The organism is Streptomyces sp. NRRL S-31, assembly GCF_000718775.1.
Lineage (GTDB): Bacteria > Actinomycetota > Actinomycetes > Streptomycetales > Streptomycetaceae > Streptomyces.
Map to the genome: position 1 here is coordinate 21,639 of NZ_JOCB01000023.1, position 24,106 is coordinate 45,744.

28 protein-coding genes, 1 tRNA gene and 2 pseudogenes are annotated in these 24,106 nt (G+C 68.9%); 21 read left to right on the forward strand and 10 right to left on the reverse strand.

Translation table 11 applies throughout. The annotated features are described in order from the left end of the window. Positions 1-52: 52 nt before the first annotated feature. The 3 genes from IF37_RS0111825 (at position 53) to IF37_RS0111835 (ending at position 2,267) form a co-directional block, all read left to right on the forward strand. Positions 53-808, forward strand: coding sequence for a GPP34 family phosphoprotein (locus IF37_RS0111825; RefSeq protein ID WP_030740331.1), 756 nt, complete (start codon positions 53-55; stop codon positions 806-808). A 220-nt stretch (positions 809-1,028) separates the two neighbouring features. Beyond that, a complete protein-coding gene (locus tag IF37_RS0111830; protein WP_030740334.1) occupies positions 1,029-1,886 on the forward strand; it encodes a helix-turn-helix transcriptional regulator in 858 nt (285 codons plus the stop codon). A gap of 189 nt (positions 1,887-2,075) precedes the next feature. Next, entirely contained in the window at positions 2,076-2,267 is a 192-nt protein-coding gene (locus IF37_RS0111835) for a DUF397 domain-containing protein (protein ID WP_030740337.1), read from the forward strand. A 102-nt stretch (positions 2,268-2,369) separates the two neighbouring features. Here IF37_RS0111835 and IF37_RS0111840 read toward each other — a convergent pair whose 3' ends face one another. Together IF37_RS0111840 and IF37_RS0111845 are read right to left on the reverse strand one after the other, a co-directional pair. After that, positions 2,370-2,873 (reverse strand): glutathione peroxidase, encoded by a 504-nt coding sequence (locus IF37_RS0111840; RefSeq protein WP_030740340.1) that lies wholly within the window; start codon positions 2,871-2,873, stop codon positions 2,370-2,372. A gap of 55 nt (positions 2,874-2,928) precedes the next feature. Further along, the gene (locus tag IF37_RS0111845; RefSeq protein ID WP_030740342.1) at positions 2,929-3,906 is read right to left on the reverse strand and encodes a helix-turn-helix transcriptional regulator; all 978 of its coding nucleotides are present in this window, start codon (positions 3,904-3,906) and stop codon (positions 2,929-2,931) included. A gap of 133 nt (positions 3,907-4,039) precedes the next feature. On the opposite strand from IF37_RS0111845, the gene IF37_RS0111850 reads away from it, so the two are divergent. The 7 genes and pseudogenes from IF37_RS0111850 to IF37_RS45695 form a co-directional block, all read left to right on the forward strand. Continuing rightward, entirely contained in the window at positions 4,040-5,230 is a 1,191-nt protein-coding gene (locus IF37_RS0111850; RefSeq protein WP_030740344.1) for a hypothetical protein, read from the forward strand. A gap of 169 nt (positions 5,231-5,399) precedes the next feature. After that, a complete protein-coding gene (locus IF37_RS0111855) occupies positions 5,400-6,656 on the forward strand; it encodes a PD-(D/E)XK nuclease family protein (RefSeq protein ID WP_030740346.1) in 1,257 nt (418 codons plus the stop codon). Beyond that, positions 6,653-7,405 carry a hypothetical protein gene (locus IF37_RS46350; RefSeq protein WP_030740348.1) on the forward strand — a complete coding sequence of 251 codons (753 nt, stop codon included), beginning with the start codon at positions 6,653-6,655 and terminating at the stop codon, positions 7,403-7,405. Before IF37_RS0111855 ends, IF37_RS46350 begins: the two co-directional genes overlap by 4 nt. 149 nt (positions 7,406-7,554) lie before the next feature. Then, positions 7,555-7,860, forward strand: a pseudogene (locus IF37_RS44850) (MerR family transcriptional regulator); the annotation flags it as partial. Positions 7,861-8,040: 180 nt separating this feature from the next. Then, positions 8,041-8,388, forward strand: coding sequence for a type II toxin-antitoxin system RelE/ParE family toxin (locus tag IF37_RS0111865; protein ID WP_253915743.1), 348 nt, complete (start codon positions 8,041-8,043; stop codon positions 8,386-8,388). Between the two features lie 10 nt (positions 8,389-8,398). Continuing rightward, positions 8,399-8,749 (forward strand): helix-turn-helix domain-containing protein, encoded by a 351-nt coding sequence (locus tag IF37_RS0111870; protein ID WP_030740354.1) that lies wholly within the window; start codon positions 8,399-8,401, stop codon positions 8,747-8,749. Between the two features lie 311 nt (positions 8,750-9,060). Then, positions 9,061-9,338 (forward strand): annotated as a pseudogene (locus IF37_RS45695) (tyrosine-type recombinase/integrase); the annotation flags it as partial. Positions 9,339-9,414: 76 nt separating this feature from the next. Here the strand turns inward: IF37_RS45695 and IF37_RS44455 are convergent. Then, positions 9,415-9,492 (reverse strand) — tRNA-Arg (locus tag IF37_RS44455). A 386-nt stretch (positions 9,493-9,878) separates the two neighbouring features. Here IF37_RS44455 and IF37_RS41930 point away from each other — a divergent pair. Continuing rightward, positions 9,879-12,143, forward strand: a complete 2,265-nt coding sequence (locus IF37_RS41930; protein WP_079165689.1) for a restriction endonuclease — start codon at positions 9,879-9,881, stop codon at positions 12,141-12,143. A gap of 185 nt (positions 12,144-12,328) precedes the next feature. Here the strand turns inward: IF37_RS41930 and IF37_RS0111890 are convergent, their stop codons facing one another. From IF37_RS0111890 to IF37_RS0111900, 3 genes are read right to left on the reverse strand one after another with little or no spacing between them, the layout of a single operon-like run. Further along, a complete protein-coding gene (locus tag IF37_RS0111890) occupies positions 12,329-12,700 on the reverse strand; it encodes a hypothetical protein (protein WP_030740360.1) in 372 nt (123 codons plus the stop codon). Next, positions 12,694-13,122, reverse strand: coding sequence for an ATP-binding protein (locus IF37_RS0111895; RefSeq protein WP_030740364.1), 429 nt, complete (start codon positions 13,120-13,122; stop codon positions 12,694-12,696). The genes IF37_RS0111890 and IF37_RS0111895 overlap by 7 nt, the downstream gene beginning before the upstream one ends. 46 nt (positions 13,123-13,168) lie before the next feature. Then, entirely contained in the window at positions 13,169-13,576 is a 408-nt protein-coding gene (locus tag IF37_RS0111900) for an NUDIX hydrolase (protein ID WP_030740367.1), read from the reverse strand. A 107-nt stretch (positions 13,577-13,683) separates the two neighbouring features. Between IF37_RS0111900 and IF37_RS0111905 the strand changes: the two genes are divergently transcribed. The 10 genes from IF37_RS0111905 (at position 13,684) to IF37_RS0111950 (ending at position 20,515) form a co-directional block, all read left to right on the forward strand. Then, positions 13,684-14,472, forward strand: a complete 789-nt coding sequence (locus IF37_RS0111905; RefSeq protein ID WP_030740370.1) for a GntR family transcriptional regulator — start codon at positions 13,684-13,686, stop codon at positions 14,470-14,472. A gap of 167 nt (positions 14,473-14,639) precedes the next feature. Beyond that, entirely contained in the window at positions 14,640-14,996 is a 357-nt protein-coding gene (locus IF37_RS0111910; RefSeq protein ID WP_030740373.1) for a hypothetical protein, read from the forward strand. Next, positions 14,996-16,372, forward strand: a complete 1,377-nt coding sequence (locus tag IF37_RS0111915; RefSeq protein WP_030740376.1) for an FtsK/SpoIIIE domain-containing protein — start codon at positions 14,996-14,998, stop codon at positions 16,370-16,372. Before IF37_RS0111910 ends, IF37_RS0111915 begins: the two co-directional genes overlap by 1 nt. A gap of 33 nt (positions 16,373-16,405) precedes the next feature. Beyond that, a complete protein-coding gene (locus tag IF37_RS0111920; protein WP_030740379.1) occupies positions 16,406-17,026 on the forward strand; it encodes a DUF2637 domain-containing protein in 621 nt (206 codons plus the stop codon). Positions 17,027-17,037: 11 nt separating this feature from the next. Beyond that, positions 17,038-17,229 (forward strand): mobile element transfer protein, encoded by a 192-nt coding sequence (locus tag IF37_RS0111925; RefSeq protein ID WP_030740382.1) that lies wholly within the window; start codon positions 17,038-17,040, stop codon positions 17,227-17,229. 16 nt (positions 17,230-17,245) lie between these two features. After that, positions 17,246-17,440: a hypothetical protein gene (locus IF37_RS0111930; RefSeq protein ID WP_030740386.1), complete on the forward strand. Its 195-nt coding sequence runs from the start codon at positions 17,246-17,248 to the stop codon at positions 17,438-17,440. 25 nt (positions 17,441-17,465) lie between these two features. Then, positions 17,466-17,711 (forward strand): hypothetical protein, encoded by a 246-nt coding sequence (locus tag IF37_RS0111935; protein ID WP_030740389.1) that lies wholly within the window; start codon positions 17,466-17,468, stop codon positions 17,709-17,711. Between the two features lie 140 nt (positions 17,712-17,851). Further along, positions 17,852-19,153 carry a replication initiator gene (locus IF37_RS0111940; protein ID WP_030740393.1) on the forward strand — a complete coding sequence of 434 codons (1,302 nt, stop codon included), beginning with the start codon at positions 17,852-17,854 and terminating at the stop codon, positions 19,151-19,153. After that, complete coding sequence (locus tag IF37_RS0111945) at positions 19,146-19,358, forward strand: excisionase family DNA-binding protein (protein ID WP_030740397.1); 213 nt, start codon at positions 19,146-19,148, stop codon at positions 19,356-19,358. Before IF37_RS0111940 ends, IF37_RS0111945 begins: the two co-directional genes overlap by 8 nt. Continuing rightward, a complete protein-coding gene (locus tag IF37_RS0111950) occupies positions 19,358-20,515 on the forward strand; it encodes a site-specific integrase (RefSeq protein ID WP_030740400.1) in 1,158 nt (385 codons plus the stop codon). The genes IF37_RS0111945 and IF37_RS0111950 overlap by 1 nt, the downstream gene beginning before the upstream one ends. 301 nt (positions 20,516-20,816) lie before the next feature. On the opposite strand, the gene IF37_RS0111955 is transcribed toward IF37_RS0111950, so the two are convergent. The 4 genes from IF37_RS0111955 to tsaD all read right to left on the reverse strand — a co-directional run bounded on the left by IF37_RS0111955 (position 20,817) and on the right by tsaD (position 23,993). Further along, on the reverse strand, positions 20,817-21,866 hold the full coding sequence (locus IF37_RS0111955; protein ID WP_030740403.1) for a hypothetical protein: 1,050 nt from the start codon (positions 21,864-21,866) through the stop codon (positions 20,817-20,819). 144 nt (positions 21,867-22,010) lie between these two features. Further along, positions 22,011-22,343 (reverse strand): antibiotic biosynthesis monooxygenase, encoded by a 333-nt coding sequence (locus IF37_RS0111960; protein WP_030740406.1) that lies wholly within the window; start codon positions 22,341-22,343, stop codon positions 22,011-22,013. Between the two features lie 28 nt (positions 22,344-22,371). After that, complete coding sequence (locus tag IF37_RS0111965) at positions 22,372-22,944, reverse strand: GNAT family N-acetyltransferase (RefSeq protein WP_030740409.1); 573 nt, start codon at positions 22,942-22,944, stop codon at positions 22,372-22,374. Next, the gene (tsaD, locus tag IF37_RS0111970; RefSeq protein WP_030740412.1) at positions 22,944-23,993 is read right to left on the reverse strand and encodes a tRNA (adenosine(37)-N6)-threonylcarbamoyltransferase complex transferase subunit TsaD; all 1,050 of its coding nucleotides are present in this window, start codon (positions 23,991-23,993) and stop codon (positions 22,944-22,946) included. The genes IF37_RS0111965 and tsaD overlap by 1 nt, the downstream gene beginning before the upstream one ends. Positions 23,994-24,106 lie beyond the last annotated feature (113 nt).

A 24,106-nucleotide genomic window follows, 5' to 3' on the forward strand; every position in this document is an offset into this window, starting at 1 on the left:
AGACCAATGTGAGAGGGGTCACCCTGTCATTCATCCACGCGGGGAGGCATGGATGGGCAGGAGCCGCAGAACACTTCCGGAAGAGCTTCTGCTGCTGGCACTGGACCCGGCCACGGGTACCACTGCGCAGCCGCAGTCGCTCGACCTCGGTCTGGCCGGTGCACAGCTTGTGGAGCTGGCGCTGGCCGGACGGATAGCCCCAGACGGGGATCGTATCGCCGTGGTGGTGCCACGGCCGACAGGAGATCCGACTCTGGACTGCGCGTTGGAGTTGCTGCGAAGGCGTGGCGCTCCGGTGCGTGCCGTCCACTGGATCGGCGGGCCCAGGCTGGGTCTCAGGCAGACCTACCTCTCGCATCTGGAGCGGTGCGGCATGGTCGCCGCCGTGGCCGGCCAGATGTGCGGGGTGCTGCCGACGACGCGGTACCAGGCGACGGACACCGCCATCAGCCGGGAGATCCGTTCCCGGCTGGACTCCGCGATCCGCACCGGCGTACCGCCGGACCCGCGGACCGCGGCGCTCGCCGCCCTGGCGCACGCCGTCGGGCTCGGCAAGCACCTGTATCCGGGGAACGAGGGGCGGTCGTCCCGGTCCCGGCTGCGGGATCTGATCCGGCACGACCCCATGGGCGGGCTTGTCGCCCACGCCGTCATGGACGTGCAGAACGGTGCGGCCGCCCAGCCGCGCCGTGGTCCGGCCCCGGCCGGCCGGCAGGCCGCGCCCGGAGCCAGGACCGCACCGGAACCCGCACGCGCGGTTCCGATGCAGCCGCGACACGGGTCCATGGCCCGTGCCGTGGCCCACTGAGCCGCGACTTCGGTCACCACAGGCCCGGTTCGGGAGCCGCAGGTCCGAGCGGGGCGGCGAGACCACTGGTCTCGCCGCCCCGCTCGGCTGTGTCCGGGGAGTGAGGGTGTGCCGCACATCTTCCGTTTCCCAGCGGTGGAAAGCGCCTTGGTGGCAGTCTGCTCAACAGCAGATACGGAAAGTGTTAAGTAGCAGGCAGGCAGCCGGAGGTGCGCGTCCCGTGGCGTCCAATGTCAATCCCACCGTCAGGCGGCGCCGGCTGGGCCAGGAGCTGCGCCGACTGCGCGAGCTCAAGGGCATGACGGCCGAGGAGGTGGCGGAGCGGCTGCTCGTGTCGCAGTCGAAGATCAGCCGCCTGGAGAACGGCCGCAGGAGCATCAGCCAGCGCGACGTACGCGATCTGTGCGGGGTCTACGAGGTCGAGGACCAGCGGATCGTCGACTCGCTGATGGAGATGGCCCGGGACTCGCGGCAGCAGGGCTGGTGGCACACCTTCGGCGACATCCCGTACAGCGTCTACATCGGGCTGGAGACCGACGCCGAGTCGTTGCGGGTCTACGAACCCCAGCTGGTGACCGGCCTGTTGCAGACCCGCGCGTACGCCGAGGCGCTGGTGCGGGGCGCGCTGCCGGAGACGTCCACGGCCGAGATCGAGAAGCGGGTCCAGGTGCGGATGCGCCGCCAGGAACGCATCACCGCCGAGCGCAACCCGCTCCGGCTGTGGGTGGTGCTGGACGAGGCCGCGCTGAAGCGGGTCGTGGGCAGCCGGCTGGTGATGCGGGAGCAGCTGGAGCACCTGATCGAGATGTCCCAGCTGCCGCACGTCACCGTGCAGGTGCTGCCCTTCGACGTGGGCGCGCACCCGGGCCTCAACGGTCAGTACGCGATCCTGGAGTTCGCCGACGCGGCCGACTCCAGCGTGGTGTACCTCGAGGGCGTCACCAGCGACCTCTACCTGGAGAAGGCGCAGGACGTGCAGAAGTACGCCGTGATGTACGAACATCTGCGGGCACAGTCCCTCAATGTGGAGGCATCCCGGCAATACATCGCGAGTGTGGCGAAAGGGTACGCCGACTGAGGAGTGGGGACAGGGGGCGCGGGATCGTACACCGCTGCTCGTCCTCGGTGGAAGACGCACCTGGAATCTGCCATCCGGTCGAGTGAACGGCCCCTCCGCGGGCGGCAGTTGACCGGTAGCGTCGATCACGCCAATCAGACGACATGGTTGGCGTGAACCGCACTAATGCAACTCGCAACAGGAGTGGACATGGCACTGATTCAGGGCGCGTCGGAGACGTGGATGAAGTCCTCCTATTCCGCGGGCAACGGCGCCTGCGTCGAGGTCAAGTCGCCCACCGCCGCCGCACTCGCCGTCCGCGACTCCAAGACCCCCGAGGGGCCGATCCTGGCCTTCCCGGCCGACGCGTGGAACGCCTTCGTGGCCTCCGTCAGGGCGTGAGCATCGCTCCCTGACCCTGCCCGCACAACCGCACAGCACCACCAGGAGAGCCCTCTCGTCCGGTCGCCGTCCTTGCCGAGAGGGCTCGTCCACGTCCGGTGCTCAGCCGAGCTGGGCCTCGATCGCGGCGACGACCTCCGCCGCCTCCGGCTCGGTCTGCGGGGAGAACCGCGCCACGACGTTCCCGTCCCGGCCGATCAGGAACTTCTCGAAGTTCCAGCGGATGTCCCCGCTGTGGCCCTCGGCGTCCGCGAAACCGACCAGCCGCTCGTACAGCGGATGCCGGCCCTCCCCGTTCACCTCGACCTTCTCGGTCAGCGGGAAGGACACGCCGTACGTGGCGGAGCAGAACAGCGCGATCTCCTCGGCGGTGCCGGGCTCCTGCCCGAGGAACTGGTTGCAGGGCACGCCCAGCACGGTGAAGCCCTGCCCGGCGTACCGCTCCTGGAGCTTCTCCAGCCCCGCGTACTGCGGCGTCAGACCGCACCGGGAGGCCACGTTCACGATGAGCACGGCCTTGCCCGCGAGCCCCGCCAGATCCGCGGAGCCGCCCTGGAGGGCCCCGATCCGGACGCCGAGCGGGGAGCCGTTGTCAGTAGTCGTCATGCCCGGATGCTAGCCCCGCCGGGCCACGCCCCTCCGGCCCGCCTCGACCGGCCCGTCACCGGCCGCCGTCCGCACCGGCCTCCACCAGCACGTCACCGGCCGCCGTCCGCTCGTACAGCACGCTGCGCCCGGCCCGCCGTCGCCGTACCAGCCCCGCCTCCCGCAGCACCTTCAGGTGGCGCCCCACCGAGCCGAGCCCCTGCCCCGTCACGGCGGTCAGCTGGGTGGTGCTCAACGGGGAGCCCAGGAGCACCAGCACCGCGGCCCGGCCGGACCCGAGCAGCGCGCCCAGACCGGCGGGCACGGCCCGGTCACCCGCCCCGGCGAGCACTCCGGAGCAGGGGTAGACCACCGCGTACCGCCGCCGCTCCTCCCAGGCGACCCAGCCCATCCGCTGCGGGGTCACCGGCACGAACACCAGCTCCGCACCGGAGATCTCGCGCGGCGGATACTCGTGCAGGTTCACCTGGAACCGGTTCTCCCCGAGCCATCGGGTGCCGCCCGGCCGCAGCGAGTCCAGCACACTCGCCCAGCCGCCCCGGCTCACCCGCGCCGTCCGCGCGCCCACATCCGCCTCCAGCACCTGCCGGCGCCGCTCCCAGGACGGCCGTACGGTCTCCTCCCACACCCGCTCCAGCAGCCCGGCCGCCCGCTCGGGCAGATCGTCCCGGTCCAGCGCGGCGGGCAGCGGCCCCGCCAGGGAGACGCGCAAGTGGGCCCGGGCCGCGTCGGGCGCCACCGAGCGGACCCGGACGACCTCGACCGCGAACGGCTCCCCGTCGCGCGGGGCCGGGGTCAGGAAGTCGGCGTTCCACTCCCGGCCGAGCCCGGCCCGTACCAGCCGTTCCGTCACCGGCTCGGCCGCCATCCACGCCCGGTAGGCCGGCAGATGGGCCCGCAGCCACTCGCGTTCACCCGGGTGCGCCGCGCTCCCCGTGTGCAGCAGCTTCAGACAGGCGAGGGTCTCGGCGAGCGGCGAGATGACGAACCGGCTGCGGGCCAGCGTGTCCGCGTTCAGCTGCCACCACCCCACGACGCCTCCCCCGCTCGCCTCGCCCGCCGGCCTTCCCCGCTCACCCTTCCCCGTAAGGCCGCCCCCCGTAAGGTCTTTCGCGCGACGGCGAAACAATAACGGGCCCGCCGGAGACCGCCCGAGACTCCGCGACATGCCCAGTTACCGGACCCTCTTCCGCACCCCGGAGTTCACCCCGCTCTTCCTCGCCTCGGCCGCGCAGACCGCCGCGCAGACCGTCGGCGGCCTCGCCCTCGGCACGCTCGTGTACCGGGCGACCGGCTCCCCGCTGCTCTCGGCGGTGAGCATGTTCGGCCCGTCGCTCGCCCAGGTGCTCGGCGCCACCTTCCTGCTGTCCGGTGCCGACCGGCTGCCCCCGCGCACCACCCTGTCCGCGATCGCGGTGGCCTTCGCGGCCGGTACGGCGGCGCAGGCGCTGCCCGGAATGCCGACCGGCGCGCTCTTCACCGTCGTCCTGCTGCTGGGTCTGGTCGCCTCGCTCGGCGGCGGGGTCCGCTGGGGCCTGCTGAACGAGATCCTCGCCAAGGACGGCTATCTGCCCGGGCGTTCGCTGTTCAACATGATGAGCGGGCTGACGCAGATCGCGGGATTCGCCACCGGCGGCGCCCTGCTGGCCACCCTCTCCCCGCGCCTCGGCCTGCTCCTCGCGGCGGCCCTGTACCTGGTGGCCGCGCTGGTCCTGCGCCTGGGCCTGTCCGAGCGCCCGCCCCGCGCCACCGGCCGCCCCTCGGCATCGGCGACCTGGCGCACCAACGCCGAGCTGTGGTCCTCCCGTCCGCGCCGGCTGACCTACCTGGGGCTGTGGCTGCCCAACGGCATGGTCGTCGGCTGCGAGTCGCTGTACGTGTCGTACGCCCCGCACGCCGCCGGCACGCTGTTCGCCTGCGGGGCGCTCGGCATGCTCGCCGGGGACGTGACCGTCGGGCGCCTGCTCCCCGCCGCCGTACGCGCCCGCCTGGCGACCCCGCTGCTGCTCCTGCTGGCGACGCCGTACCTGGTCTTCTGCGTCCGCCCGGGGGTGCCGTCGGCGGCGGTCTGCGTGACCGTGGCCTCCGTCGGCTTCGGGGCGAGCCTGATCCAGCAGGAGCGGCTGATGCGCCTGACCCTGGACACCATGGCCGGCCAGGCGCTGGGGCTGCACTCGGCGGGCATGCTGACCCTCCAGGGCCTGAGCGCCACGGCGGCGGGCACGCTGGCCCAGCTGACGTCGCCCGCCACGGCGATGACCGCGATGGCGGCGGGCTCGGTCTGCGTGACGCTCACGCTGGCCCTGGCGGACCGTTCCCCGTCCCCTCGGCCCTCGTCCCGGCCCTCCCCCTCCTGACCTCCGTGCCGGTCTTCCGCCCACTCCCCGGCGGACCGCGCCGACTGCCCCTATCCTCAGGGCGATACGGCCCGCGTCACGGCGCCGGACCCGTGGCTCCCACGGCTCCGTCGCTGCGGTGGCTTCGGTGGCCGCGGTGGCGCCGAGGCGAGGGGGAAGGGGAGGGACCGTGGACGTCGACTGGTCGGCAGCGGACGCGGAGGTCGCCCGGCTGAGGGCGGCGGAGCTGTGGAACCCGCCCGCCGGCACCGCCATGCAGGTCCTCGGGACACAGCGGCGGGAGATCCCGCACAGCCGCATGCTGGGCTGGCTGCTCGATCCCACGGCCTCGCACGGACTCGGCCTGCGGATGCTCACGGCGTTCCTGCGCCGGCTGGGCCACGGCGAACTCACGGACGGGCTGGGCGCGGAACACGTCCGCGTGGAGAGGGAACTGGTCCTGGAGGGCCATGAGGACCACCAGGACCGGCGCGCGGACATCGTCGTCCGGGCCGGCGGCACCCCGGTCGTCATCGAGCTGAAGGTCGACGCCGCGGAGGGCACCGACCAGACCCGGGACCTGGCGGGCCACTTCCGCCGCCTGCACCCCGCCCCGATCCTCGTCTTCCTCACCCTCGACGGCACGGACGCCGAAGAGCCCGCCTTCCTGTCGATGCGCCTGCGGGACGTCGCCCTCGACCTGCGGGCCGCTCTCGCCACGGCTCCCGAGCCGGCCGGCGCCGCCGGGACCGTGGGCCGCCGTACCGCCGCCGACTACCTGGAGACCCTCGGCACGCTGACGCGTACCAACGCCACGGCCCGCGCCGCGGCACGCTTCTGGCTGCGGCACGGCGACGACCGCGCCTACGCCGAGGCCCGGGCCGCGGCCTGGACCGTCCTCGGGGAACTGCCCGAACGCACGGCCCGGATACTGGGGGAGCGCTGCGCCACCGACGACCTCCGGGTCACCATCCGCACGGAAACGGTGCGGGGCCGGCGGCACCCCCGCCGGGACCGCGTGGTGCTGCTGAGCCGACGGCGCTGGCTGGACGAGCGCGGAGAGCCCACGGCCGGCATCGGCGTCGCCGTACGCCGCCACGACCACCCCGACGACGACCACTGGCTCCCGCGGAACATGCCGTACTACGGCGTATGGATCGCCGCACCGGTCCCGCGGCGGCCACTGCTCGCGCGGCCCCGCCACGACCAGCCCTGGGGCAACTGGGGAGTCGACTGGGACCACTTGCCCCTGTCCCTCGACGACACCGACCCGGCCGCCGACCCCGTGGACGTCTACGCCACCCGCGCCGCCGACCTCGTCCAGGCCCTGTGGGCCGCCCACTCGGCGGACATCGACGCCGTCGTCGCCACGTCGGCCGCCCGGGCCACCGCCCCCGTGCCGCGGGACCCCGGCACCGCGGGACACCCGGCGGCCCGGCCGTCATGAACACCGACGGGACACCGCCCGGCCCGGAGACCACACGGCGGCACCCCCGCGCGGAGCGGCCGCACCCGCCGCAGGGCCCCACCGGCACCGGCACGCCCGACCCCGCCCGGGTCACCGTCGAGGACGGACACCTGGGAGCGCCCTTCTCGCTCCTGCGCACCGACCAGGCGATCTCGTGGAAGGTCCACCTGCGTGCCGAGCACATCCTGCGCGGCACCTGCCCCGTCCCGCCCGAACTGGCCGACCGGGACCTGGCCGCCGCCGACATACGGGCGGATAGCGCGGAGGGGCTCCTCCTGATCACCCTGCGGGAGCTGGGCTACCTCGACGAGGACGGCCGCGCCCTGCTCCCGTGGCCGGCCCTGGTCCGCGGCACCGCCGAACGCGCGTCTCTCGCGGATCGCGCGGGAGCCGGCGAGGCATCGCCCCCGCGGATCGAGGACGCGATACGACGCCTGCTGGCACGCGGGCTCCTGACATGGGAGACCCGCGTCGAACTGCTCTGCCACACCCCCACGGTCCAGGAGGCGGAACCCGAGGAACCCGCGACCGCGTCCGCCCACGCCCCGGGCGCCCCGAGCGCCCACCGGGTGGCGGGACACCTGATGCGGATAGGCCACCTGGGCAAGGAGGCCGGCCCGGAGGCCCGGGCGGCGTACCGCGACGACCACCGGCGAGCCGGGCTGGCCGGCCCCCACGAGCTGCCCCACGGCTACACGTACGTCCGCGAACACGAGCGGGGGACGTAGGACGCGTCCGGACAGCGGGGGCCGCAGACGGCCCGCTGCGGGGACGTGCGCCGGGCCGGAGACGGCCCGCTGCTCGGGCGTGCGCCCGCCCGGCTCAGTGGCTCGCGGTGAGCCCGCCGCTCAGCGTGAGGTCGAACCGGACCAGCGGCGTGGACGGCACACACATGCAGATCGGCGAGGTCGCCGCGCGGACCGAACTCTCCCTGAGCGCCATCCGGCACCACGAGGAGGCCGGACTCGTCGTCTCTTCCGCCTGGTCGCAGGGTGGCTTCCGCCCGATGGCCATCCGCCGCACCGATCGCCTCGACTCCGGCGAGGACCTGGGCGCCGACGAGCGGGCGACATGTCCGGACCGGGTGCGCGGCCACGAACGGGCCGCCGCCGAACGCGCGGCGGACCTGCGCACCCAGCCGGCACGGGCCGAGGAGTTCGCGGCCACCCTGCGCGCCCGCCTCACCGGCCCCGCGCCCGAGCACGCCACCCTTCCTCGTCGCTCCACTCGCGGACGGTCGCAGTCACCATGGGCAGAACCCTACGGGCTCCGTCTGGAGAGGCACGCGATCGGCGCTTGCCGTCGCTTAAGGAAAACCTTAAGGTCGGTGTTGGTGTCGAAGGGAGTCGTCTTGAGCTGGACGATCAAGGTCACCGATGAGTACGCGGAGTGGTTCAGACTCCTGATCAAGGAGGATCTGGGCTCGGCCTCCCAGGTCGCGCAGGCTGTGGCCGCTCTGCGTGAGGCAGGACCGACTCTGGGGCGCCCCCTCGTGGACCGGTTAAAGGGCTCGGAACTGCATCATCTGAAGGAGCTGAGGCCGGGATCGGGTGGGCGCTCCGAAATGCGGATCATCTTCGCCTTCGATCCGACTCGCTCGGCCCTGCTGCTCCTGGGCGGTGACAAGGCCGGGAACTGGGAGCGCTGGTACCGCGACAACATTCCGCTGGCCGAGCAGCTCTACCACGACTACGCCGACGACGAGGAATGAGGGAGTAGCCATGCCCAAGAAGGCTGCGCAGGACTGGGAGACCCTGGAGCAGGAGCTGTACGCGGCCGGCGTGGAACCCGCCGAGGTCGAGGCAGGGTCTCGCCGGCTTCTCGCCGAGGCGCGCGGCCATCAGCTCGCCGAGGCGCGCAAGCAGTTGGGTTTGGCCCAGCGGGAGGTGGCGGCCCGGATGGGGGTCAGCGTCGCCCGGGTCTCCCAGATCGAACACGGCGAAGGGGCCACCCTGGACGTCATCGCACGCTATGTGGAGGCGCTCGGCGGGAGGCTGGACCTGGTCGCGGACTTCGGCGACCACACCCTGCGCATGCCGGCCAGCAGTAATCAGGACAGCGCGGCGGCGTAGCGTCGTCGGGCGGGGCCCTTCTCTCTGTGCCCCCGGCAGGATTCGAACCTGCGACACCCGCTTTAGGAGTGAGATGCGCCGCCGACTGCCAAGCAGCGCGTGGTCAGGTCTGGCCGAGGTCGATCTCCACTGGGAAGGGGGAGAGCGCCTCGGGCGATCTCGACGGTCATCTCGTCATCCGGGCCGAAAACCATGCACATGTCCTGGTGGAGTGGTTCGAGGGCCTGCCGCGCCTCGGCGGTCCGGCCCTGGGCGAGCAGCAGCATCCCGATGTCGTGCCGCCGCTCCACGGCTTCCTCGCTCACGTCGCTGGTCGGCCCGTCGAGCCGCGCAACCTCTATCGCTCCTTCACCCGCGTCTCCCAGTCCGCCGGCCTCCGCGTCATCCGACTCCACGACGCCCGGCACGGCACGGCACGGCCACCCTCCTCACGGCGGCCAGGGTCGCACCCCGCGTCGTGATGGAGGTCCTCGGGCACTCTCAGATCAGCATCACGATGGACGTGTACACCCACGTCGTCCGTGACGCGCAGCGCGAGGCCATGAGCCACATGGACCGGCTGCTCAGGAGGCGTCCTGGTCGTCGGTGACCGACTTCGTTGATGTCAGCTGTAGATGCCAGAGGGCCTTCACCTCCCAACGTTGGGAGGTGAAGGCCCTCTGAACTGGTGCCCCCGGCAGGATTCGAACCTGCGACACCCGCTTTAGGAGAGCGGAGGGGGCGCGGGGTCGCTGACCAGGGGCTTTGATACCTGGCCAGGCTGCCCAGAACTCGACCGTGAGACACCCCTGTTGACCGTGGCTGACCTCTGCATCTGGCACGGTAGTGGCACGAACCTCAGCCGACGAAAGTCAACGACGATGGTGGGCGCGCCGATCGACCAGGCGCGTGTGTGCCTCGCTGCACCCCCACCGACCTAAGCCACGCTGCCACGCCGTCGACTAGAGCACGCCGCGCCGGCCGAACCGTGACCTGTGCCCTCTGTGGGAGCGTCCTTCAAAGGCTACGCAGCGGACTTGGCAGGCGCTCTTGCCTTGAACGACACAGCGGGACTGAGTCGTTTCGGCGAAGTGTCCCGGCGGGAGCCGCAAGCGCATCATAATGAGAAGTATCGCTACCAGGAGGGGACATGGACAGCTTCGATCTTGCCAGACTGACCGATTTTGATTTTGAGGCTGTTTGTAAGGATATATTTGAGGCCGAGTACGGCCTGAGGCTAGAGCTATTTTCCCCAGGCGCTGACGCAGGAGTCGATCTTCGCTACTTCCATGCAGGTAAATCCGAGCTTATAGTTCAATGCAAGCACTGGGCGCGCTCATCGCGGGCTAAATTGATCGAATACGTCAGGAATGTTGAGCTTGCCAAAGTTCAAAGGTTGAAGCCGGATAGGTATATCCTCGCTACTTCCGTTGATCTCACCAAGAATTCCAAAGATAAGCTGTACGATCTACTGGCTCCATATGTCAAAACGCCAAGCGACATCCTTGGAGTCGACGAGATAAACGCACTCTTGCGTAAGCATGAACATATCGTCAGACGTCATCTTCGGCTCTGGCTAACTAGCACAGCGGTCCTTAGTTCCCTGCTTTCTAAGAGCATTGTGACGCGCTCTCAGCAGCTTGCCGATGCGCTGGATTCCACGCTTCGCACGTACGCCCCAAATGAGAGTTACGGGAGAGCTCTAGACCTTCTAGATAGTCGGCATTCGTGCGTTATTGCAGGAATCCCTGGCATCGGGAAGACGACACTGGCTCAAGTTATTTGTGCAGTGTACGTGAGTGAGGGGTTCGAACTGGTTGAGATATCAGCGGACCTTGAGGAGGCCAACACGCTATGGGACGATAACATCGCGCAGATTTTCTACTACGATGACTTCCTGGGGCAGTCCTCCTTGGCGGAGAAGCTCGGGAAAAATGAAGATAGTCGTCTGCTTGCCTTCATGGAAAGGGTTGAGCAAGCGCGCAACAAGAGGTTCGTCCTTACTACGCGCGAATACATTCTTGCTCAAGCGCGACAACGATATGAAAAGTTGGATAGGCATCGTTTCGAATTGCAGACGTGCGTGGTCGACATGGAGGACTATACCTACCGCGCCAGAGGGTCCATCCTTTACAATCACGTATATGCGTCCGACCTCAGTGGTGAGGTTAAGGCAAGATTTGCGAATCCTCGGGTTTATCGACCCATAATTCAGCATCCTAATTTTAACCCCCGGGTGGTGGCGGTCACGATCTCGGAAGCCGCCTTGTTCCCTTCAGCGGATGAAGATCTTGGCAATCGAATCGTGACGAACCTCAGTAATCCTCGGAGCGTATGGTCTCATATAGTTAATAATCAGCTGGAGGAATCCGATGTATATCTTCTGAGCCTGATTTACTCGTTTATTGGCGGTGTCTATCTAGGTGACATACAAGATCTGTGGGCTTCTCTGAATCGGAATGCGCGAGATCTCCGAAAGGCTATCAGTACACTCGAAGGTACGATGCTCGGGACTTATCTAAAGTCCGATAGGATCTTCCTGGCATTCCATAACCCGTCGGTTCGTGACTTCATGCGGGAATATCTCCTAGACGATCAGGCGAGCCTCCTAGAGCTAATCAAGTGTTTCTCTCATTTCGAACAAGTCGAGACGCTCTTGGTCATGGTCAATGAGCGAGAGGAGGTTCGGAAGTTCTGCGTACGCAACTTGAATGCCCTTGAGTGTGTAGCAGTGAAGGCATTCAATTCTCCAGGCCTTCGTAGCGACGGCGTAAATCCGAGCTTCGATCTCGCACATCGCGCCAAGGTCTACCTAGCGCTTGGGGAAACTCTAAACTCGGAGCCGATCCAAGCGTGCGCCTACGGGGTGCTTATCGAGGGTGACGCCGTCCTCAACGCTTATGATGCGCAGGATATTGTCGACATAATTCACTCCTTGCAGGAGTCGAAGAGGGAGTCACTGAGGGGAATCGTTGCGGATGTCGTTGAATTCGCAGTTGAGTGGGCGACGGCTGATCTTTCGACCTGGGAGTTGATTGAAGCAGCCAGGATTTTCCTCGAAAGTATATCGGACTTCGTTCCAGACTCTGATATGCAGAACCTTGAGGACGTGGCGATATGGTATGCCGAAGACGCGATTGAGGCTTGGGCGGAAGAGGGGCCTGGTTCGATGATTGACCATTCCGTTATGGAGAGAGTCTTGGCCTATGCTGGCAGTCTCGAAAACCCCGAAGAGACTTTTCCTGGCTACCGTGAAGGCGTAAATAAGATGCCAGACCTCGACTCGGATTATGACGTTAGGGAATACCGTGCGAACCGGGTGGAGGAATCCGGCTCGGGAGTGAGTCTGATTGAAGAAATGCAAGATGTCGCCCGCATGATGAAGACGCTGCGGGTGACTCGGGAGGATATTTGACAAAGCCGACCACCCCAGCTATGACGTAGCCCTTCACCGACGTCAGGCGGCTGATCGTCGTGCGCGTGGCACGGGCGCCGGCCGGGCTGGAGCGGGGCGGAGACAGGAGCGCAGGCCCGGCCGGGGGCCGGGCCGCGCGCGGTGAGCGGAGCGAGCCGCCTTGAACCAGTAGAGAAAGTTGTAACTCACTCTGTCGATCGGGGCTTGAACTCGTGCGCGCATGCGGGAAGTTCGGTGCCCTGGCGGTGAGCGAGAGGAAGGAAGAGCGCTGGTCGGATCGTCCATGTGATCCGGGTGTCGGCGTGGGTCACTGACACCGTGCACGGTTCCGCCCGTAACAGGGCTCGTCGGGTCTCGATGCGGCCCTCGTACAGCCACTCCCACGCTTCGTCCGAAGCGTCTGCGTCCAGGGCCGGGGAGATCGTCCGGAGCGCGACCGATACCCAACGGTCCGCCTGCGGTGCCGAGTAGGCGTCGAACGATGCCAGCAGTGCCGGCCGCTGCTGCTCGGCCAGGTCCTCGGTCCAGCACTCACACCAGAAGCCTCGTTTCAGCACGAGCGTCCTCCCAGTCGAGCGTCCGCGTACAGCTCCGCGGTGACCGTGTAGCCCTGGTCGCTGCTGTGGACGATCACTCGGTGAGCGATGAGGCTGACCATGCCCAGACCCCGGCCGTGCTCCGCGTCCTGGTCCTGGTGCTCGATCTTCGGGGCCGTGCCCGTACCGCCGTCGTCCGTGACCGAGACCGCGACGACCTGGGCTGAGACCGCGACGGCCAGGTGGAAGATGCCGGAGTCCAAGCCACTCGCCGTGTGGCGGATCGCGTTGGTGCTCAGCTCGCTCACGATGAGGGCGGCGTCGTCCGCCAAAGGTGATCCGCGCAGGATGTCACGGGTCCAGCGCCGGGCTCGGCTCACTTCTTCCGGGAATCCTGGGCAACTCAGCCCCCAGACCCGGGCTGTACTCGTATACTCGTGCATACAAGTTCCTTCATGCTGGTAGGCCGCCATGTGCAGCGGGTTCGGGCTAGACGAGTTTCACGCCGTCGTGGGCGCGGATGGCCGGCGGGGTCGTCGCGTCGAGTGCGTCCAGGACGCGGATCGCGTACGCCTCGTCGGCAAGCTCGGTGACCTCTTCACGAGTGGCCCAGCGCAGTGCGCGGGTCTCGTCACCGGTGGTGGGCGCACCGTCGGCGGCCTCGCAGCGGAAGACCAGCGAGACGATCAAGCCCTTCATGTTCTTGTAGACGCCGGTCAGGGTCGCCGGAAATGCGATCTTGATGCCGGTCTCTTCGAGGACTTCGCGCTGGAGGGCTTCCGGGATGGTCTCCTCCTTTTCGAGGACACCGCCCGGCGGCTCCCAGTGGCCGTTGTCCCGGCGCTGGATCAGGAGGGCCCGGCCTTGGTCGTCCACGACGACCCCGGCGACGCTCACGGAGTGCGGGCGTTCAGTGCTCACGTTCCTCGGCCCTCTCGGCTGGCTAGGCTCTCCACCGTAGCAACACCACTCGCCCACTCGTCTAGATACCTAAAGGAGTACTCGTGAGCCCTCTCCCTTCGGGCCTGCTCGGTGATCTCGACCCCACGAGCGATCGTGCGGTCTTCCGGCAGATCGCTGACCAGCTGCGCGAGGCCATCGACCGTGGGCGATTCCGCGAGGGTGAGAAGCTGCCCTCCGAAGCCGACCTTGTCGAGCACTTCGGCGTCTCCCGGATGACGGTCCGCAACGCCTTTTCCATCCTTCAGGGTGAGGGCCTGGTGCACGCCGAGCACGGCAGGGGGGTCTTCGTGCGACCACGACCGCCTGTGCGACGGCTGGCCTCGGACCGCTTTGCCCGGCGGCACCGGGAGCAGGGCAAGTCTGCGTTCATCGTGGAAGCCGACGCGGCCGGCAGCCACCCCCAGGTGGACAGCCTGGAGGTCAAGGAGGAGAAGGCCGGCCAGGACATCTCCACCCGGCTCGGGTCCGTGCGGCGGGTTCTCGCGCGTCGGCGCCGGTACCTGCTCGACGGGAAGCCGGTCGAGTTCGCCACCTCCTACCTCCCGCTCGACATCGCCCGCGGGACCCCCATCGCGGAACCCAACCCGGGCCCCGGTGGCATCTACGCCCGCCTCGAAGAGCTGGGCCACCACCTCGACCACTTCGAGGAGGAGATCCGTGCGCGGATGCCCTCCCCGACCGAGGTGAAGACGCTTCGGCTGGCGGCCGGCGTGCCGGTCATCCATCTCATCCGGACGGCCTTCGACACGGAGGGCCGGGCGGTCGAGGTCTGCGACACGGTGATGGCGGCGGACGCGTACGTGCTGTCGTACCAGCTTCCGGCGACCTGATCGTCACGATTTGCGGTGGTGCGCGGAGACGTTCTCCCGAACTCGTACACCCCAACACGCTTACTCGTATAGACGAGTGGGCGAGTGGTGTGGCAAGGTGAGTGTGTGATCCCGATCAAGGGGTTCGCATCACCCATCTTGTATAGACGAGTAGATAGGAGTGTGTCTTGCGCACCATCCGTGTGGAGACCTCGGCCGCGACGATCCTCCTTACCGAGGCTCCTGAGCCGAAGGTCCGCGACCGGCAGACGGGCGAGATCGCCAAGGACGCCAACAGCGGTGAGGCGCTGATGACCATCGGCGTCGTCTACATCGAGGACGGCGAGTCGTCGCTCATCAAGGTCACCGTTCCGGAAGGCGGCATCTCCGAGGGGCTGACTCTCGGGGCGCCGGTCTCGCTGCCGGGCCTCGTCGCCCGGCCGTGGGAGTCCGTCTTCAACGGCCAGCAGCGCCACGGCATCGCCTACCGCGCTGCCGCTGTCACTCCGGCTGCCTTCCCGGCCGCGACCGGGGCCGCTGCCTGATGTCCGACCTGACGACGCTTCTCGAAGTGGGTGGTCCTGTCGCCGCGCTCGGCGGCGGGGCCGCCTACGCCCGGGCCAAGCACCCGGCGGCGTACTGGTCCACGGTCGGCCTGCCGGTGTCCACGGTCCGGCTGCTCAGCTCGTACGGCTCGGTCATGGAGGCGTGCGGTCTGACCGTTGCTCCCTCACGGCTGCGGGTGCTCGCCGTGAAGGCCATGACACAGCGCGAGGTACGGCCCGTATCGCCGCGCCGGGGCCTCATCCGGCCCACCACGACCGGGTTGCGGATACGCCTCCGCCTGGTGCCAGGCCAGGAACCCGCCGACGTCGCCGCCTCCGCCGAACGGCTGCGGCACGCGTGGGGCGTTCATGCCGTGTACGTCACCCCGGTCAAGCCGGGGGTCGTCGAACTGCGGCTCGTCGGCTACGACGTCTTACGGCGGGTGCGTATGCCGCGCAAGGTCGCGGGCGGCTTCCTCAAGGTGCCGGTCGCACTGCGGGAGGACGCCATGCCGTTCGTACGCGACTACCGCACCATTCCCCACCAGCTCACCCTGGGCGCGACCCTGTCCGGCAAGTCCATGTACCTTCGCCACCTCATCGCCGGGCTCGCCCCTCAGCCGGTCGCCCTGGTCGGGATCGACTGCAAGCGGGGCGTCGAACTGGCCCCCTTCGCACCCCGGCTCTCCGCACTCGCCACCGACCCGCAACAGGCGGCCGAACTGCTGCCCGTACTGGTCAAGGAAATGGAGGACCGATACGACCTGGTCAAGGCCCGGCAGGGCATCGCCCCCGACACACCGGACGAGGAAATCACCTCCGACATCTGGGGCCTGCCCGAGCACGAGCGCCCCGTACCCGTAGTGCTGTTCGTAGACGAGGTGGCCGAACTCTTCATGATCGCCACCAGGAAGGACGAGGAACGGCGCGACGAGATGGTCACGCAGCTCATCCGCCTCGCCCAGCTGGGCCGCGCGGCCGGTATCTACCTGGAGGTGTGTGGCCAGCGCTTCGGCGCCGAACTCGGCAAGGGCGCCACCATGCTCCGCGCCCAGCTCACCGGCCGCGTCTGCCACCGCGTCAACGACGAAGCCTCGGCCAAGATGGCCCTCGGTGACATCGCCCCCGAAGCAGTCATGGCCGCCTGCTCCATCGCCCCCGAACGGCCCGGCCTGGCCGTGGCGGGCGACACCTCCGGCGGCTGGTCCCGCATCCGCACGCCGTACTTCTCCCTGGGCGATGCCGCCGAGACCTGCCGAAGGGCGGCGAACCTCGTGCCCGACCTCCCCGCGCTGAAGCCCTTCCGCCCCGACGTACCTGTGCGTCCGGTCGAGAGCGCGGCCCCGGTCGTCCTGCCCCACCCGGTAACCGACTGACCTTCCCCGCCCGCCTCCGGAAGGAGCCGCATCATGCGCGCCCACCTGGCCCGCGTCGACGCGGTGCTCGTCCAAGCGCTCATCGCCGCCGCGCTGTCCTTCGCCCACCTGCACGACGTCGCCGTGGCAGCCGGACAGGACGGATGGAAGGCGTGGGCCTACCCCGTCTCCGTCGACCTGCTGCTCGTCGCCGCCTGGCGCCGACTGCGCTCCGGTCACGGCAAAGCGGCGGCCTGGTGCTGGTTCGTCATCGCCCTCGCCGCCTCCCTTGGCGCCAACGTCGCCACCGCCGGCCTCCTCGACCTCGGCAATGTCCCGGCCTGGCTGCGCATCCTCGTCGCTGGCTGGCCCGCCGTCGCCTTCCTCGGCGGAACCCTCCTCGCTCACAGCAACCCCAGGCCGGACCCCGAACCGGATGTCATCGAGGACCAGGAGGACGAGCCCGAAACCACACCCGAACCACCCGCACAACCCGCCATCGAGGCGCCACCGCCGCACCCGCCCGTGCCCGTGCCCTCCGCCCTGGTCGCCCACGCCCGCAAGGTCGCTGCCGAGCACCACGCCCGTACCGGCACCCCCATCGACACCCCGACCCTCCGCGCCCGCCTCGGCGTCCCGGCCCCCATGGCCGAAGCCATCGCCGCCCACCTCTGAGAGGAGACCGCGTGTCCGCCAGTCGCAACTTCCGCAACGTCACCCGCATCGGCCCCGTCCAGGTCGGCACCGCCTACGACAACCGGGGCCGCGAGAAGCACACCGCCGCCTGCACCGCCCCGCGCTGCGGCTTCTCCGCCGACTACGACAGCCGTGCCGCCGCCGAACTGGCCGCCCGCACTCACCGCTGCCCCGTCCGCTGAAAGGACCCGGACCACCGTGACCGTCAGCCTGCCGCTCGTCGTCGTCCTCGGCTTCTTCGCCTGGGGAGCGATCAAGTTCCTCGGCGTCCGCCCCTGGATCGTCGTCCTCATCGCCCTGTTCGGCTTCTGGCTCTCGCACAGCTTCCTTGCCCCCGCCATCGAGTCCGGCACGCGCTCCGGAGTGGGCGTCGTAAACGGCTCACATGCCTAGACGAGTAGATAAGGAGAGACCAGCCGTGTTCCTGCCCAAGTACCCGGACAGCCCCACCCCGCCGCCTGCTCACACCCACGCCCCGACCGACCCGCCGCCCGTCCGGCGCGGCCTCCCGTCCCTCTCCGTCGATCAGACGACGGTCGTGGCGGTGCTCGTCGGTGGCGTCGTCCTCACCGCGCTCCTGGCGGCCGTCGCCATCACGGCCATTTCCGTGGCCGTCGCCGCTGTCGTCCTGCGCTCCCTGCTCCGCGACCAGCACCGGCACTGACAAGCCGACCGAACCCGGGGCGGCCACGACACGGCCAAGCATCCGGCCGCCCCGGGCCCATCCCTCCTGACCGATCCAGCCAGAAGGAGACCACCATTCTCACCCGCACCACCCCGCCCCCGCTCCCGGAACTCGCAAGGCTGGCCGAACACGGCACCCTGCCCGGTATCCTCCGGCAGCTCTCCGGGCTCGGCGGCTGCACCAACCCGATCCGCCTCGACGGCCACCGCACCGAGTACGACATCGACACCATCACTGGCGAGATCGGCCGCGTCCTCCACCACCTCCACTCGACCGCCCTCCCGGCCGGCCAACTCCTCGTCCGCTGCAACAACCGCCGCACCACCCGCTGCCCCGCCTGCGCCGAGGTCTACCGCCGCGACACCTTCCACCTGATCACCGCCGGACTGCGCGGCGGCAAGGGCACCCCGGAACTCGTCACCACCCACCCCCGCGTCTTCGCCACCTTCACCGCCCCCGGCTTCGGCCCAGTCCACAACCGTCGCACCGACGGCCGCCCCTGCCGCTGCGGCACCCACCACGACCAGGACGACGACGCCCTTGGCACCCCGCTCGACCCGGACACCTACGACTACGAGGCGGCCGTCCTCTGGAACGCCCATGCAGGGCAGCTCTGGCGGCGCTTCTCCGTCTACCTGCGCCGTGAGGTGGCCAAGCGGGCGGGCCTGTCACAGCGCCGGTTCCGCGACCACGCCCGCGTGTCTTTCGCCAAGGTCGCCGAATACCAAAAGCGCGGTGCTGTCCACTTCCACGCGGTCATCCGCCTCGACGGCCCCGGCGGCGGAGACACCACGCCCCCGCCCTGGGCAACAGCGGAACTCCTTACCGATGCCATCGAAGCCGCTGCCGCCAAGGTCCGCGTCGACGGCCCGGTCATCGACGGTCGCGGCCACACCTTCGCCTTCGGCCGCCAGCTCGACGTCCGCACCATCCGTTCCGCCGAGTTCAACGGCGGCCAGGAGCTGACCGAGCGGGCCGTAGCGGCGTACATCGCCAAGTACGCCACCAAGGGCGCCGAGACCGCCACGGGCGCCCTCGACCGCCCGCTCAAGTTCGCCGCCGAACTTGCCCAGCTCGACATCAGCGAACACGCCCGCCGCCTCATCCGCACCGCCTGGACCCTCGGCGCGCGCAAGGACCTCGAACACCTCCGCCTCCGCGCCTGGGCCCACATGCTCGGCTTCCGCGGCCACTTCTCCACCAAGTCCCGCCGCTACTCCACCACCCTCGGTGTCCTCCGTGACGCCCGCGCCGAATGGCGCCGAGCACAAGCGACAGCACCCAACGGCCCGGAGACCGAGACGACGTACGTCCTCGCCCACTGGGTCTTCGCCGGCACCGGCCTGTCCGACACCGAAGCCTGGCTTGCCGCATCCCTCGAACCCGCCCTCGGAACGGAAGGAGAACCCACCCATGGCTGATCGCTACCTGACCGTTGCGCAGGTGGCCGAACTCCTCGGCACTACGGAACGCTTCCCGCGTCGCCTGATCGCCGAGCGACGCATCGTGTTCGTCAAGATCGGCCGTCACGTCCGCATCCCGGAGAGTGCGCTGAACGCCTTCATCGACGCCAACACAGTGCATGCGATCGGCCATCGCCGCAGCTCCTTGCGGAGGGCTGCCTGATGGCCAACAAGAAAGGGAGGCGCCGGGACTTCGGTTCGGTCCGACAGCTTCCGTCCGGCCGTTGGCAGGTCCGCTACCGAGACCCGGAGACGGGGCAACTGCGTCCCGCTGGGAAGACGTATGCCACCAAGACCGACGCTCAGGTCGCCCTGACGCACATCGAGTCGGACATTGCGCGCGGGCAGTGGTCAGATCCGGACGCCGGGCAGGTGAACTTCGCCGAGTACGCCACCGCGTGGCTGCGGGACCGCAAGCTGGCTGACCGCACCCGCGAGCGGAACGAGTCGGTGATGCGGCTGCATATCCTGCCCACCTTCGGGGCCGGAACGGTGGCCGACGTGACGACCGCTCGCGTACGGAGTTGGCGCGGCAAGCTCCTGGCGGCCGACGTTGGTGAGCCGTCCGTCGTCAAGGCATACCAACTGCTGCGTGCCCTGATGAACACGGCCGTGGATGACGAGCTGATCCGGCGCAACCCGTGCCGCATCAAGGGCGCGGACCGTTACGACGTGCCCGAACGGCCAGTCCTCACGGTGGCGGAGGTCTTTGCCGTGGCCGACTCCATCGCGCCGCGCTACCGGCTGCTTGTCCTCCTGGCGGCCTTCACCACGCTACGGTTCGGGGAGCTGGCGGCCTTGCGGCGCCGGGACATCGACCTGGAGGCGCTGACTGTCACTGTGCGCCGCGCTCAGGCCGAGCTGCAGGACGGCCGGCTCGTCGACAAGGCGCCGAAGTCCGCGGCCGGGCTTCGCACCGTTTCCTTCCCGGCCGAACTGCTCGGCGACGTGACGTGCCACCTGGAGGACTTCGCTGCCCCGGGCCGCGACGGACACGTCTTCGTCGGCCCCCAGGGCGGGCAACTGCGGCGGAGCAACTTCCGGGACGACTGGGTCAAGGCCCGGAAGGCTGCGGGCGTGTCGGCCGAACTGCATTTCCATGATCTGCGGCACACCGGCAATACGCTCGCCTCAACGGCTGGGGCCAGCACCCGCGAGCTGATGACCCGCATGGGTCACAGCAGCTCGCGCGCCGCGCTGATCTACCAGCACATGACCAGCGACCGTGACCGGGCCATCGCCGACCGGCTTGGCGCCATGATCCGTGGTGGTGGGGGAGCGGCCTCGGGCGCCTCTGAGGAGGAACCCACAGGCCCGTAGTGGCACGCCTGTGGCACGACCCCTGAAACGCCGAAGGGCCAGCCTGGGAGGAAAACCCTCCTGAGCTGGCCCTTCTCTCTGTGCCCCCGGCAGGATTCGAACCTGCGACACCCGCTTTAGGAGTTTTCCCTGGGCAGGGCTGTGACCTGCGGAAACGCAGCCCACTTAGGGGCTGGCCTGGGAAAACACTCCTCCGTAGTTCTCACGTCTTCACGGGGTTTCCCGACCTCATGTGTGCTGGATCCGTTCTGGCAAGGCGCCCAGCGGCGTCGTTGCCCAGGTTCTGTCCGTACCGGAACTCCTACATGGACAGAGGCTTGGAGAGCAGTACCGGCCTCTGGCGCAGACCCTCCAGGACCAGGTGGGGGATCACTTCAAGGGCCGTGTCGAGGGCGTACTCCAAGGCTGCCGCGTCGGGGGACTTGTCGATGTCCAGGGCGTCCGTCCACTTGCGCGGCTGGTAGCGAGCCAGCATGGAGAAGCTGTAGAGGAGCAGCCACCAGGACATCAGCGGGGTGGGTGGTGCCTTGGTGGGTTCGAGGGCGGGGCGCAGGTAGCGGTCGTCGTTGAAGCGGTGGACGGGAGCCCGGATGTCGAAGAACTCCTCGATGTCCGCCTCCCGCATTCCGCTCTTGGGAGCCGGCCAGCACAGCTCGACGGAGAAGCGCCCAGGGCGGACCTCCTCGAATGCGTCGCCTTCTGCGTCCCAGAGTTGTGCACCCGAGAGGCCGTCGTACTTGGTGATGAGGTCCTCGAACCACGGCTTTCTGTCTGGCTGCGACGGCAGTTGCTCGTTTACCCAGATCGTCGCGCAGACGAACTCCGCAGGAGTGCTGGCGGCGCTGTTCGGCCAGTCGTCCGAGGTCTTGGCAGCCGGGTAGCGGCTTGCCAGGAGGTCGATTGCAGGAGCGGAGTCCGTTCCTTCAAGGGGCACCTCGGCCAGATCGGGAAGCGAGTTCCACACAGCGCCGAGGCTGACGGCATCGGTCGGATGTGGGGACCCGGTGGCGTCGGAGACCGCTTGGAAGGCGCCGGCGCCCTCGGGGCGGACTGTGATGTCAGGAATGCCGGACTTCATGTCGGGGATCTTCAGACCGTGCTTGTCGAAGGTCCACGTTCCCGCTGCGTGGGCGGCGGTCATCGCCAGGCCAGCCTGAACGAGGCCGTAGTACAGGTTGATGGGCCGTGTGGCGGGTGAGACGACTTCGGCCGCCTTCATCTGCTCCTCGAACTGGTGCAAGGCGGCGGAGAAGGTCCTCCTTCTGGAGGCCGAATCCTTGAGGTGCGTCTGATCCGTCAGGCTGGTGCGGCAGTGCCGCAGCCCCAGCCGTATTGCTGTGGTACCGGCCATGTATCCCTGCTTTCTTCCGTACGGGACAGTGTGGCCGGTGGTGGGGGAGGGTGTAGGGCAATCAGCGGAGAAGGTCGATTCGTGGTGTGTGCTCCGGTGCCGGACGGTCGGGGGCCGGCTCCGGCATTCGGGGCGAGGGCCGGTTCATCGGCGGTGCGCCGACGCCACCCGGAATAGGCGCGGCTGGACGTCGGTGGCGATGGTGGCCGCCTTGTCCATGTGGACCCGTGCTTCGGGGTTGGCGAGCATCGTCCGGTAGTGTTCCTCGCTCTCCCACTGGGCGTAATTGATGACGCGTTCGCCGTCGAGGGAGGCGTGGAAGTTGGCGCAGATGAAGCCGGGTTGCCGCTTCATCGTCTCCTCGGTCGCCTGGGCGAGCAGGTCGATCAGCTCGGCCTGACGGTCGGGGGAGACGGTGAAGACGTTGATGAGCGTCGCCACGGGGCGGGTGGTGTCGATGTGGGCCGTGACAGTCATGGCGCTGTTCCTCCTCTTGCTTCGGGGTTCAGAGAGGTGGGGCGGCTAGGGCGCGTGCTGGATGACGGGGGCCGAGGAAGACGGCGATGCCCTTGCCCTCGGCGGATGGGTGGGTGGCCTGTATCCAGCCTTGGCGGCGGTAGAAGGCCATGGCCCGGGAGGACCGGACCGAGGTGAGCAGCCAGGAGCGGCCTTCCGGGGCGTCCGCAGTGACCGCCTCCAGCAGTTCGGCGGCCACTCCGGTGCCGTGGGCCACGGGGCGAACGGCGAGTTCGTCGATCTCGCGGGCTCCGCACAGCCACTCCGTGGTGCGCTGGGAGCCCAGCCCCGCGGCTGCCTGGGGGTAGCAGCGGTCGTCGGGGAAGGGGGTCAGGGTGGTCCACGCGGTGGCGAAGCCGGAGATGTCTGGCCCTGAAAAGGCGACGGCTGCTGTGAATCCGGGGCGCTTGACGTCCTGCTCCAGTCGGCGGAGAAACGCGGTGGCCTTCTCCTCGTCCTCGTTCCAGGGCGGGGCGCAGAAGGCGTCGACGTAGACGGAGCGCAGGGCGTCGGAGTGCTCCAGCAGGTGATCGTCTTGGAAGACGCGGATGTCCGACGTCATCAGGCGGCCACTCCCGTCCTGGCCGTGGGATGAAGGGCGGCGTACTCCAGGGGCGCCGACGGGTCGATGGACACGTCCAGGGGGGCCGGTTCGGCTCCGGCCCGTACGAGGAGGTCACCGACGGCGGCGATCATCGCGCCGTTGTCCGTGCACAGCCACAGCGGCGGCACACGCAGCTCGATACCCGCGGCCCGGCACCTCTCCTCGGCCAGAGAGCGGACGCGCGAGTTCGCTGCGACTCCGCCGACCACGACCAGCGTGCCCACGCCGTACTCGACGCAGGCCGCGACTGCCTTACGGGTCAGCACATCAGCGACCGCTTCCTGAAGGGACGCGGCCCCGTCCTCGACCGGCAGTTCGGCGCCCGCGTGACTCTCGGCCCAGCGTGCCGCCGCCGTCTTCAGCCCGGAGAAGGAGAAGTCGTACGAGCCCGGCAGCGGGCGGGGGAAGGGGACGGCGCGCGGATCCCCGGCGCGTGCTGTCCGGTCGATGGCCGGGCCACCGGGGTACGGCAGCCCGAAGACCCGCGCGACCTTGTCGAAGCATTCGCCGGCGGCGTCGTCGAGGGTGTCGCCGAGATGGGTGATCGGGTCGCGGGCGAGGTCCCGGACGAGGAGTAGAGAGGTGTGGCCGCCGGAGACGATCAGCACCATGCAGGGGTTGGGCAGCGGGCCGTGTTCGAGGGTGTCGGCGGCGACGTGGCCGGCGAGGTGGTGGACGCCGTAGAGCGGGACGCCCAGTGCGTACGCCAGTGCCTTCGCCCCGGCCAGTCCGACCTGGAGCGCGCCGGACAGGCCCGGCCCGGTGGTCACCGCCACCGCCCCGATGTCGGTCAGCCGCAGTCCGGCCTCGTCCAGGGCGCGTTGGACTACCGGCCGGACCGCGTGGACGTGTGCCCGCGCCGCGATCTCCGGTACGACGCCGCCGTAGCGGGCGTGTTCGTCCATGCTCGACGCCACGGCGTAGCCGAGCAGCCGCCCGTCTCGGACGAGTCCCGCGCCGGTCTCGTCGCAGGACGACTCGATTCCGAGCACGACGGGAGAGCCCATGCTCACCCCTCTCTGCGATGCATAAGTTGTTGCGAGTAGTGTGCAATAAGGCTCCGTGTTGTGCACCTGGGCGCGAAGATGCTGGTCGGGGCCCAGTAGAGTGCGCCACCGGC

Bases quoted from the DNA above. Each gene is read 5' to 3' on its own strand.
- IF37_RS0111825 (WP_030740331.1), top strand. From the start codon at position 53: ATGGGCAGGAGCCGCAGAACACTTCCGGAAGAGCTTCTGCTGCTGGCA.
- IF37_RS0111835 (WP_030740337.1), top strand. From the start codon at position 2,076: ATGGCACTGATTCAGGGCGCGTCGGAGACGTGGATGAAGTCCTCCTAT.
- IF37_RS0111840 (WP_030740340.1), bottom strand. From the start codon at position 2,873: ATGACGACTACTGACAACGGCTCCCCGCTCGGCGTCCGGATCGGGGCC.
- IF37_RS0111850 (WP_030740344.1), top strand. From the start codon at position 4,040: ATGCCCAGTTACCGGACCCTCTTCCGCACCCCGGAGTTCACCCCGCTC.
- IF37_RS46350 (WP_030740348.1), top strand. From the start codon at position 6,653: ATGAACACCGACGGGACACCGCCCGGCCCGGAGACCACACGGCGGCAC.
- IF37_RS0111870 (WP_030740354.1), top strand. From the start codon at position 8,399: ATGCCCAAGAAGGCTGCGCAGGACTGGGAGACCCTGGAGCAGGAGCTG.
- IF37_RS41930 (WP_079165689.1), top strand. From the start codon at position 9,879: ATGGACAGCTTCGATCTTGCCAGACTGACCGATTTTGATTTTGAGGCT.
- IF37_RS0111895 (WP_030740364.1), bottom strand. From the start codon at position 13,122: ATGCACGAGTATACGAGTACAGCCCGGGTCTGGGGGCTGAGTTGCCCA.
- IF37_RS0111915 (WP_030740376.1), top strand. From the start codon at position 14,996: ATGTCCGACCTGACGACGCTTCTCGAAGTGGGTGGTCCTGTCGCCGCG.
- IF37_RS0111920 (WP_030740379.1), top strand. From the start codon at position 16,406: ATGCGCGCCCACCTGGCCCGCGTCGACGCGGTGCTCGTCCAAGCGCTC.
- IF37_RS0111945 (WP_030740397.1), top strand. From the start codon at position 19,146: ATGGCTGATCGCTACCTGACCGTTGCGCAGGTGGCCGAACTCCTCGGC.
- IF37_RS0111950 (WP_030740400.1), top strand. From the start codon at position 19,358: ATGGCCAACAAGAAAGGGAGGCGCCGGGACTTCGGTTCGGTCCGACAG.
- IF37_RS0111955 (WP_030740403.1), bottom strand. From the start codon at position 21,866: ATGGCCGGTACCACAGCAATACGGCTGGGGCTGCGGCACTGCCGCACC.
- IF37_RS0111960 (WP_030740406.1), bottom strand. From the start codon at position 22,343: ATGACTGTCACGGCCCACATCGACACCACCCGCCCCGTGGCGACGCTC.
- IF37_RS0111965 (WP_030740409.1), bottom strand. From the start codon at position 22,944: ATGACGTCGGACATCCGCGTCTTCCAAGACGATCACCTGCTGGAGCAC.
- tsaD (WP_030740412.1), bottom strand. From the start codon at position 23,993: ATGGGCTCTCCCGTCGTGCTCGGAATCGAGTCGTCCTGCGACGAGACC.